The following is a 10,487-nucleotide window of genomic DNA, read 5'->3' on the forward strand; positions in this document are numbered from 1 at the left end:
TCTGTGTAAGGGGGGAGAACTCCTCCCTACGCATAAATGACGAGGGTTTCCGTTCTCCCCCTTACCAACCCTAATTTATGATGAAAGTGTTCTCTTACTTGCTCAAAAGTGGTTTGTGTTTGACTCTGCCTGTGGCATTGTCCCTGGCCATAATCTTGGTGCCCAAAACCTCAGGGCGATCGCAAACCAATCAGTCCGACATCACCGGACCGACTTCGACCACCACCACCACCACCAATAACAACACCACCATCACTACCACCACCACCGTCATCAGCACCGGTGGAACCAATCAATCCGATATCACCGGACCGAACCCCCCCGCAGGGCCAACCACCGGTGGGACGAACCAACCCGGGTCAGGCACCGGTGGTACGAACCAATCCGATATCACCGGGGAGAATACTACCACCACAACTACCACCACCACCATCAGCTCTCAAACCGGCTTTGAGATGACCATTAACCGTATCGAGATCGAGGCGGGGTCCACCACCACGGAAAACACCACCACCACAGAAACAACCAATCCGGATACCACCGAAGAAGTTCCCACCCTAGAGGCGGTTTCCCAACCCACCTCCGAAATGGCGGAAACCACCGAAGCGGTTGCGCCAACCCCCGCACCTCCGGTGAATCCCCCGGTGGAAGAAACCCCGGTAGCCGTTTCCCCGCCCGTCTCCTCCCAACCGAATCCCGACACGGGAGGCAATCCTCAAACCCCCAACCCGGTACCCACCCCCACTATCACCCAAACCGTGGATCTGGCAGTGGGGTCGCAACGGATGTTCTTCGTAGTTCCCTCCAATCGCCGCCTGGTTCGGGGCAATGCGTTTAATAGCTTAGTCGGATTGGCGAATCTGAGTGCTATCCGAGGGTTGCGGGTGTTAAGCGTCTGGAGTTGGGGCAGTTGGGGCGGGATGGTAGTCCGCCTCAACGGACGCAATATTTTCATTTCCCTGGTCGGCGTTTCTCCCGGGTCTTCTCAGTTTTCGCCGGTCTTGCCCATCGGCATGCAAAATGGGGCGTTTAGCTTTGTTGGCGTGGCCAGTGGGGCTTGGTTTGACCCCCCGACGGCGGAAGGGTTCCGCTATACGATGACTTCGGATTCGTTGTTTACCAAAATTGACGATTTCCCCACTGGTTTCCCAGAGAAGTTTACCGTGTCTGTGGGCGATCGCGTCTTAGGTGAATTTGGCCCGGGTGATACGGTGGACTTTACCGACTTCCCCGGCGGCGGTGTGGAAGAATTTACCCTCACCGGGATTACCCCGTTTGTGGATCCGGAAAATCCAATGGCCTTCCCCCTGAAATTGTCTTTCAATACTGAAACCGCCGATTTCACGATGGAAGCGATTCAAAATCCGGAAGCGGTGGCGTATTATGAGGAAAATCCTCCCGCCCCGGGTCCGTTTAAAGTGACGATCGCCAGCCCCGATGGACCGATGGAAATCGCCCCCACCTCCACCGCCGCCCGGTTGCGCGAACAAGCCGATCGCCTCGCTTCCGCAATTTCTGACCCGGGTGATGCAAGAGCCTTCCTGGAAAATGTGGCCACTGTGGAACGGGATTTGCAGACCTTTAGCACCGGCTTTGAAACCCTGTTGCCCCAAGAAGGCGGCTTGAATGCCTCCGGACTCAATCCTTCCGTCGCCGCCGTGGAACGCCTGCGCGGAACCTTGCCCTCGTTGCTGACGCAGTTGAGTGCGCTGTCCGATGATGCATCTGAGGAAGAAGCGATGGCGATCGCTACCATGATTCGCGAAGTAGAAGGGATGACCGCGTTACTCGAAGCGGTGACGCCTATGCTCAATGAAATGAGCGAGTCCCTGGCGATCGCGCGCTAGTCTCCCTCACTTTTTTCGCCCAGCTTCACCCCTTGCCCCTCTGGATTTTCCCGAGGGGCAATTACACTTAAATTGCATAATCAGTATCGCGCGATAAATTCCAAACGGGGGAATAATTAGCCCCAAAACCAGTAAAAAAACAGATTTATCGCCTTTTTTTACCTCTAAATTCCTAAATATTGTAGAATTCGGCACTGTCCCTTGTGCCAGAGCGGGCTGAAATTTCAATATTATGCAAACTAAATGTGTAGACAGGGGGAAGGTTTCAGGGAGACGAAAAGCCCTTGGGAGTCGAGTGCGATCGCGCGGTAGATGCCCCTGATGAGGGTATATTTCGCGGTACAAACTCTCCGGGAAGCCTCCCGCCCCGCTGAACTTAGAGCATCAAGGTGGCCTGATTGTCGATAAACTGGGGAGTGCGATCGCTGGCGAGGGCACTAAAGGTTTGAAAATAGCGGCGGACGTGGGGGGGAAACTGGGGAAAATCAAAGCAACCATCGCCATTGGCAATATCCGCCCAGAAATAGCGCAAATGGGGGGCGAGTTCCTCCGCCTGTTCCGGGGGCAGATTTAACGGCGGACAGGTGAGCAACTTCATCATAAACGGGCCAGAGCGATCGCCCATCCACTCTCGAGAAATTTCCCCCAAAGCAGGCCATCCCGGTACTGATTTTACCCGATGGGACTCAATGTGCAAACACCCTTGCCCCCGTTCATCCACCGCATACTCCAGCACCCGATAGGGATGGGGATAGCTCACCAAAGAACCTGTGGTAATATCGTACAACCCGTCAGCATAGGCCACATCTTGCACGTGCAAATGTCCGGTAAAGACGAAGTTAACCCCTGCCGCGCGCAACATTTTTCTCAGGCAGGGGGCATTGTCCAACATATAGCGCCGCCCCATTGCATGGGTAGACTGTCCCGGTAAGTGTTCTAAAACATTGTGGTGAATGGTCACTAAAATCAGCTCATCCGACCCTGCGCGATCGAGCACCCCCTGCAACCATTGCAACTGTTCCTCATCCATGCGCCCGATCTGCTTGCCCCTTTCGTCAAATTGATTAGAATTGAGGCCAATCAGGCGCACCCCCGGGAGCACTTCATGGCTGTAATAAAGTTGCTCTGGATTGTCATAGCCGAATTTAAGGTAATATGACGGAAAATCCGTCAACCCAATCGACCGATGGTTGGCGAGTTCCACCGCGACGTCATGGTTTCCCGGAATGACATACGCCGGAAAGGGCAAAGCCGCCAACCGTTGCGCCAACCAGGCGTGATTGTCCGGTTCCCCATCCTGAGTTAAATCTCCCGGTAACAATAAAAAATCGAGATTCAGGGTCTCTAAATGCTCGAAAACTATTTCCAAGGCGGGAATGCTGATTTCCACTAAATGAAATCGGTTGGCTATGTCTTGAATCGTATGGGTCAGGGCAACATGAGGGTCGCTGACCACGGCAAATCGAAATTGCTTAACGGCTTTCTGACTATTTCCTGGCCCAAGCATCTTTAACGTCTGAGTTATACAATAAAAAGCGTCAATTTTGGCAGCATTTTTCACCAAACTGTTTCAAGTGTAAATTAAATTATCCTCCTTTTGTCCCCTAGATCCACTATCCCCAAAACCCCATGAGCGAATCAGAAAACCGCACCAACCCCAACTATAGCGAATCGAATCAACCGCTCGAAGAGGCTGCATCCACGCCGCCGGAGGACGTCGGCGATCGCCCAGCCTCCTCCGCCGAGGCTTCCCCCAATACTGAACTCGGGGCGCAAGAGTGGGAAACCGTGGACTTTCCTCATGCGATACGAATTGCGGACTTGTTACAATCCGGGGAGGCAGATGAAGCGCCCACTGCGGATTCGCCCCCCGGGGAAATGACCTTTGACCCGGCGATCCCAGAGAATGTGGCCTTTTCTGCGCCGGGGAAATTGTTAAAACCCTCGGCGGGAGAGGAAATGCCCTCGGTACCGGTTGAGTCGCGATCGCCGAACTCGCATCCGCAGACGCCCGGAGAACGGGAGGCCCTTCTGGAACGGTTGCAGCAGGACAATGGGGAACTACATCACCGGGTGGAACAACTCGAAACGTTGCTGCACGAAACCCGTCAGTCTTTGCAACAGCAGCGATCGCAAGCGTTAGACCGCCAAAAGTTATTAGACCGCCGCACTGCTGAGTTGAAAACGGCTCGAGAACAAGGAGAGCATTTGGCGCATCAAGTTAACTCCCTAACGCAACAAATTCGGGAACAAACCAATGTCATCGAAGGTTTATCCGCTGATTTCCAAACCAGCCAAGAGCGTTTGGCGCGGATGGAACGAGAATGCGCTCTGACTCAGGAGCGTTATAACGAGCACTCTCAGATGTTGTTGCAGACTCAAAATCTCTGTCGGGATTTGCGATCGCGCCTGCACCGACAACAACGCCACACGTTACAGTTTAAGGCGGCGTTGGAAAAATGTATAGAAAATCCCCAGGAAAATGCGAAAGCGGCGATCGCTGCAGTGGGCGAACCGATGAGCGCTGGGGAAGTGTCTTCTGGGGAAAGTTCTGAGCCTTCTGCCCCTGGGGACAGTTCTTCTACGGGTATCGTTCCGAAAGCCCAACCCATTGCCCCTTGGTCAGCGCCAACCGATTCCGAAGGGGTGAGCATTCTCACCGCGCCTCCCTCGGGGAAACCGCCTGCTGATTTGTCTCGCTACCGCCTGCAGCCTCCCGCCACTGGGGAAACTTTGCCCCCCGCGACGGCGGAGGCGTCGGAAGAGGGGACTGTTGCACCGCCCTCTTCCGCGCAGATGGAGGAGAAATCCCGCCGAGAGGATGGGCCAATGTGGGAGGATTTGGATCCGCTAATCCAGCGCCCCCAGTCCCCGGGAAGCAGCGATCGCTCTTCTGCACCGGATCCTTCCTCCCGGGAGTCTTGGTCTGCTGAGGTGCCTTCTCCCCTGACGCCTTTATCGAGGTCGCAGAAGCCCAGTTCTACGCCCAAGCCCCCGCAAACGCCGGCTTCTCGCGGGGGAACCAGCGAAGAAGAGCTATTACTGAAGGCGAAAGCCTACGCGCAGAAGCTAGAAGGGTCCTCTTCCCAGGAGTCGGAGGCGGTTTCAGCTGCACCGACAGAACCTTCCCCCAATACCACTGTCACCACTGCTAGTTCTACAGAAGAACCGAATTGGCCCGCACCGGTGGTCTATCCTTTGCGGGGAAATGGTAAAAAACGTCGGTCTTTGTCGGCGGTGGAATTGCCAAGTTTTCCCAATCAGAAGTAGTCGCGAGATTGGTAGGGCGCACCACGGCGGTGCGCCTCTCGGGAAAGGGGAGAAATTGTGGGGCGATCGGTTCTATTTGCTGGGCCTCGATGAGCGGTTTGACGGTGGAGAAGGCATCAGTCGAGATAATTCCCCCCTGGATTGGGTATAGCTGTAATGGGAGGGGTGGATTTCTGCCTCTGCGTTTGGGATTGACAGGGATTGGGTTTTGTGGTATAGCGAGGGAAGAGTTTTTTTCGCTCGGCACACCCTTGTGGCCATTTTGGGTCGTCGGTGTGGCGACGGCGGCGCTTAATTTCTCTCCTTCGGATTTTTTTCATTGGCGGGTGAGGTGAAGGAAAAAAATTTGTCCCTTCCGGGGGTTGACAGGGAGTAAAAGTGCGCTAAGATTCCGGGTACAGAATTAAAATTTCTTAACGAAAGTTAACAAAACCTGCGGATTTGTTCATGGCAAGGAGTGTGACGAGATGAATTATCAGATTCCGACGAGTTACCAGGAAATTGTTGCCCTGCGACAACAACCGGTGGATGAGGAGTTGGTGGCGTCGGCGATCGCTGGGGTGATTACCATCGCGCGATCGCAGGGGAAGTCATTGGAAGAGGTGACTGCAGAGGTGCTGGCAGATGACTGTCTGCTGGACTTGACTCAGCGCCGCTGGTTGAGCGATTTGGTCTCCCAAGCTTGGCGCAGCTTATTGTAGTTACATTTGTATGCTTTTTCGTGGCTTTCTTCGTCTGGATTATTATGGCGATGGCTGTGGCCCATGCTGGGGCGATCGCCTTCTGGATATGTTACCCTCTTTCTGGCGGGTCGATGGGGCGTTTTTTTATCCGCTTTTCATCGTTATATGGCTAAGTAAAAATGATTGGCTCCTCCGGTGGTGTTTCGCCGGCGTTGCGGGTTGGGACGCGAACCTGGATATGCGATCGAACCTTTCATCCGGAATCCCGGGATCCAATACATGTCCATCGTTAGGTGGGTCTCTTTTTGCAAAAACGCGATCGCCCTGATTGCTGGGTGACGATTTCTGGAAAAGGCTCTGCGGGGGATAGGGTTGGCGATCGCGCCTCAATTGCCAGTTCCTCTCCGAGGGTGCCTCTGCGATCGCCTGGGAACGAGTTTAAAAGCAATTTTGTTGGATCGAGTAAAAATATACTTAGTAGTCAAACAATTGCCCAAAAAATAGCCCGCATCGGCGGGCAAAGGGTCGGTTAGCGCACCTAGGGGCGCTTTTTCAACTCCTCATAAAACTCACTCAACCCCTAATTCATACCGTTAAAGTGTATCCTAGCATGACGTAGCGACTATTTGTATATATATAAAGCGGGCATTGAGTGAGGCCAATTCAAACCAGAGGAGGACGGTTGTGGTTCCAGGGTTTCGCGGCTTCCAGTTGAGCGGCTAAGGCGATGAGGGTGCTTTCGGCGGCTGGACGACCCACCATCTGAACGCCGATGGGCAAGCCGTTCGCAAATCCTGCCGGAATGGCGATCGCCGGTTGACCAGTAACATTAAACAGCGGACAAGGTGCGATCCAATCCAGACTTTTTTGCAAAACTTCGTCAGGGGACAAATCGGCCCATTCCCCCACGCGCAGGGTAGAATGCATGAAAACTGGCAACAATAGCACATCGAACTTTTCAAACATGGCCACGATTTGCCGTGCCATGATTTGGAGTTTAGTCACCGCCTGCAAGTATTGCCCGCCGGTAATTCCCTGTCCGCGTTTGAGCAACTCTTGATTCAGGGGGTTTAGCACATCGGGAGGCATATTGGCAAACACCAGTCCAGTGTACCAGAACGCGGTCAAAGATTCGAGCAATTCGCTGATATCGAGGGTGATGCGATCGCAGGTATGACCCATGCCTTCAAGTAAATTTACGGTTTCGCTCACCGCTTGCTCGCAGATGGGTTCGGCATCTCCCATCGGCTCGATGCGGGTGGCAAAGGCAATTTTCAGCGGTTCTAGGGGGTTCTCAGTGCGAGCGCGCTCCAGGAATGAGGGTTCCGGATCGGGCAACCAATAGGGATCGCCAGTGACGTAGCCGGACATAATATCTAACATAGCGGCGGCATCGGCGACGGTGCGCGCCAAGGGACCATCGGTGACCAGACCATTCATACAGTCTCCCAGGGGTGCAGAGGACACGCGCCCTCGGGCGGGTTTAATCCCCACCAATCCACAACAAGCAGCGGGCAGGCGAATGGAACCCCCGCCATCGGTGCCTTGGGCGATCGCGCACAAGCCCGCCGCTACCGCCGCCGCCGCGCCGCCACTGGACCCGCCTGGGGTGTAGTCCCGATTCCAGGGATTGCGGGTGGGGGGAAATCCAGGGGCTTCTGTATAGGGAACCGTGCCCAATTGTGGGGTGGCGGTTTTGCCGAGGATGGTAAAGCCCGCTTGCTTCATCCGCGCCACCACCGCGCGATCGAAGGTGGCCATTTTCTCGCGAAAGGCGGCGATACCGTAGGTGCAGGGCATCTCGGTGACGGAGGTTAAGTCTTTGATGGAGGTGGGGACGCCAAAAAAGGGCGGGAGTTTTTCTGGATCGGTGGTGGAAAGCTGTTCGGTTTTGGCTTTCGCATCGGCTAAGGCTCGTTCCTGGGTGACGGTAAAATAACTGCCCAAGTGCGGATCTAAGGTTTGGATGCGCTCTAGGTAAAGTTGGGTCAACTCTAGGGGGGAAATTTCTTTAGTGCGGATCAGCCGCGCTTGTTCGAGAGCCGGTGTATATGCTAAATCAACTAAATTCATAATTTTCTCAGGGGCGATGGCTAGGGGTTTATCTGTTTTTTTGGCTACCAGATTAGCCTAGGTTTTGTCAAGGCTTTTCCAGCAAGAAAAGCATTGTCAGTTTCGCTTACAGACCAACCCTAGGTTAAAAACAACAACAGCGGGAAATTTAGGTAGACACTTCGTTAATTGTCACTGTTGTGTCTTGAACTGCGGTATTTCCGAGAATCTCAGAGCTTGAAGTGATGCAGCGGTCAATTTCAGAGGATAAATTTCTGACTTTCGGTAGATGAGATTTCCCGACAAAAGTTGTATTGTAATCGGCACTGCGATGGGAAATCGGAGTTGGGGGATTCTCAATGGATGATGAGCGATCGCGCTGCAGTTGCGTTCCGGTGAAAATCTCGGCTCCGCTCTCGGGAGGGGCGAGGGACAGCCCCAGTCAGTTCTGAGGTTAGATTTCCCAACTGAAATCTCCCCATCGGGAAGGATTCTATCGAGATTTTTTAGGGAAAAGATTTAAAAAAACAATCGGCTAATTTTTTGGAAAAGGGAAGCGGCAGGGGACAACTGATTGCGCGGGAGGGGCGACAGGCTTTCTCAGGCAGATTTTTCCCTCGGGCGGGTTTCTCCAGAGAACAAAAATGTTGGCGATCGCGCTTTTTCTGCCTGGGAATAATAGAAGGAAAAAAGTTTAGGGTTGTTGTGGGTCAAGTCGGTGAAGAAATTCCGGAGAAAAAGGCGATCGCCGATGCCGAGGAGGATAGTGTCTATATTCTCGGCAAAGGGGACAAAAGCGATCGCCCGGTATGGATTTTTCGGGGCGATCGCGGTTGACATTGGCTTGCTAATGGGTTAAAATCCCGCACTAGCGCTACCGAGTGCGAGATAATACCAGCACAGGGCGAGCAGATAGGTTTGGCGATCGTCTTCCGGAGTGGAATAGAACAGAAGTCGCAGGGAGACGCTCCAACTGACGATGGCTTGTGCCATATCCCAGAGCAACAGATAAATATTCCACCCTGCCGGCATCATCAAGCCGAAATGAATCGCCACGGGCAACAGGAAAAAGCCCACACAAAGCATCCCGCGCGCGGCGTTTTCGCCAAATGCGATCGCGAAGGTATTTTGACCGGTGGCCATATCTCCGGGAATATCCGGCAAATCTTGAATGCCGAATAACGGAATCGAGAGACTGGTCACCAGCAAAATCCAACTCCAGGTCACCGGGGTAATCGGGGCGATAATTTGCCATGCGGCAGCCATTTGGGCAATTTGACCCAATCCGAGGAAAAAGTGCTTGGTGGGCCACTCTTGGCACAATCCGCCAAAGTTAAGCACCACAATGCAGATTTGCCACAGCAGCGCCCATTCAAATACTCCTAGGTGCCACGCGAGCGCGGAAAACATCGCCATACTGCCTATCCAGCGATACTTCGCCCCCCGATAAGACAAGAGTCCCCTACATAGGGGGCGATCGGGTTTATTAATGCGATCGGACTCGATGCCCACCATTTGATTGGCGACGCAAAAGGTGTAAATATAAAGGGTAAAATACACCGCCCCGCCTTTTAATGCCGAAAGTAAATCCCCTTGGCTGCTGGCATCTTGCACGCTCCAGGCGACCAATAGAAAAATCACTCCCGGGACCAGCGAAACCCAAAGGTCGCGCTTGATGAATAGCCAATTGACATATATTTCGCGTTGCACACTTTGCGTCCAACGCATTCCCCAGCCCTTAGCGGCTACAAGTTTGGCTTGCATGATTTATGATTCTCCCATACACCCGTGATGATGAAAAATCGTCTCTTATTTTACGCCCACTCGCGATGCTGGTCTCGAGGAGAATCCCGGCACAGCCCTGGGGCCATTTAGGGACTCCTGCCTCGAATCCGCTCGCAGGGGTTGGGTTAACCCAGTACCTATAGAAATTATAGTAACAGGAGCGTTCCTTGGGGAGTATATTCTCTTAAGTTTTTTTAATTTGTATCTGTATTTACTCTTACCCCCCGCTTTAGGTTTTTTTACGTTTTGCCGGGGGCTGAGTTCCGCGCTACCTGGGCAAAGAGGCGATCGCAGCGATCCCCGCACTTTTTGGGCAACGACGTCGGGGGCGGGACGGGTGTTGCTCCTCTTTCAGGATCGAACAATTAACTGTTAACAATTTACAATTTATCATTTAAGGTTCGGGCGGCGATGGGAGGTACGTCGCTCTAGTGGGTTGTCATTTTTTGGCCAATGAGTTATCATAAAATATTAAGCTTTTTTCCAGTACAACCCCTCCCGGGGTCCGACAACAGGCCAGCCAGAACCGTTTGAGTTTAGCCGCTTTCCCTCTCGTTTCACTTAAGTTTGCTTGACTTACGTGAGGTGGCCACAATCTGCAACAAAACAGGTTTGGCTGCGCGAATTGGAGGCGGAAACAAAAGCAGGGACAGGGCTATCATCAGTGCAACTCGCCAGTCAGGGTGCCCATGTACGACAATATCTGTAAATTCATTGCGGAAGAGTTCTCCCAGGATATAGCCACCTGGTTGCTTGGGGAAGCGATCGCCCTGGTGGAATTACCCGTCAAAGAACTTTCCCTCGAACCGATTCGCGCCGATGCGATCGTGTTACGTCAGTCGTCGCAAGT

The 10,487-nt window shown here is 53.4% G+C and carries 8 protein-coding genes and 1 pseudogene; 5 read left to right on the forward strand and 4 right to left on the reverse strand.

All coding sequences use genetic code 11. From position 1 onward, the window contains the following. The first annotated feature begins 77 nt into the window (after positions 1-77). Positions 78-1,847 (forward strand): hypothetical protein, encoded by a 1,770-nt coding sequence (locus AC0QH1_RS17480; RefSeq protein ID WP_324632527.1) that lies wholly within the window; start codon positions 78-80, stop codon positions 1,845-1,847. A gap of 376 nt (positions 1,848-2,223) precedes the next feature. Here AC0QH1_RS17480 and AC0QH1_RS17485 read toward each other — a convergent pair whose 3' ends face one another. After that, complete coding sequence (locus tag AC0QH1_RS17485; protein WP_324632528.1) at positions 2,224-3,354, reverse strand: metallophosphoesterase family protein; 1,131 nt, start codon at positions 3,352-3,354, stop codon at positions 2,224-2,226. A 122-nt stretch (positions 3,355-3,476) separates the two neighbouring features. On the opposite strand from AC0QH1_RS17485, the gene AC0QH1_RS17490 reads away from it, so the two are divergent. Both AC0QH1_RS17490 and AC0QH1_RS17495 read left to right on the forward strand, forming a co-directional pair. Next, positions 3,477-5,117, forward strand: a complete 1,641-nt coding sequence (locus tag AC0QH1_RS17490) for a hypothetical protein (RefSeq protein WP_324632529.1) — start codon at positions 3,477-3,479, stop codon at positions 5,115-5,117. Between the two features lie 467 nt (positions 5,118-5,584). Continuing rightward, entirely contained in the window at positions 5,585-5,818 is a 234-nt protein-coding gene (locus AC0QH1_RS17495) for a hypothetical protein (protein ID WP_324632530.1), read from the forward strand. 271 nt (positions 5,819-6,089) lie between these two features. Here the strand turns inward: AC0QH1_RS17495 and AC0QH1_RS17500 are convergent, their stop codons facing one another. Both AC0QH1_RS17500 and AC0QH1_RS17505 read right to left on the reverse strand, forming a co-directional pair. Continuing rightward, entirely contained in the window at positions 6,090-6,248 is a 159-nt protein-coding gene (locus AC0QH1_RS17500) for a hypothetical protein (RefSeq protein WP_324632531.1), read from the reverse strand. Between the two features lie 215 nt (positions 6,249-6,463). Beyond that, complete coding sequence (locus tag AC0QH1_RS17505) at positions 6,464-7,873, reverse strand: amidase (RefSeq protein ID WP_324632532.1); 1,410 nt, start codon at positions 7,871-7,873, stop codon at positions 6,464-6,466. Between the two features lie 684 nt (positions 7,874-8,557). Here AC0QH1_RS17505 and AC0QH1_RS17510 point away from each other — a divergent pair. Next, entirely contained in the window at positions 8,558-8,689 is a 132-nt protein-coding gene (locus AC0QH1_RS17510; protein ID WP_324632533.1) for a hypothetical protein, read from the forward strand. Positions 8,690-8,707: 18 nt separating this feature from the next. On the opposite strand, the gene AC0QH1_RS17515 is transcribed toward AC0QH1_RS17510, so the two are convergent. Further along, positions 8,708-9,616, reverse strand: coding sequence for a UbiA family prenyltransferase (locus AC0QH1_RS17515; protein WP_324632534.1), 909 nt, complete (start codon positions 9,614-9,616; stop codon positions 8,708-8,710). Between the two features lie 710 nt (positions 9,617-10,326). On the opposite strand from AC0QH1_RS17515, the pseudogene AC0QH1_RS17520 reads away from it, so the two are divergent. Further along, positions 10,327-10,487, forward strand: a pseudogene (locus AC0QH1_RS17520) (Rpn family recombination-promoting nuclease/putative transposase); the annotation flags it as partial.

The sequence above is a fragment of the Phormidium sp. CCY1219 genome (genome assembly GCF_055795085.1).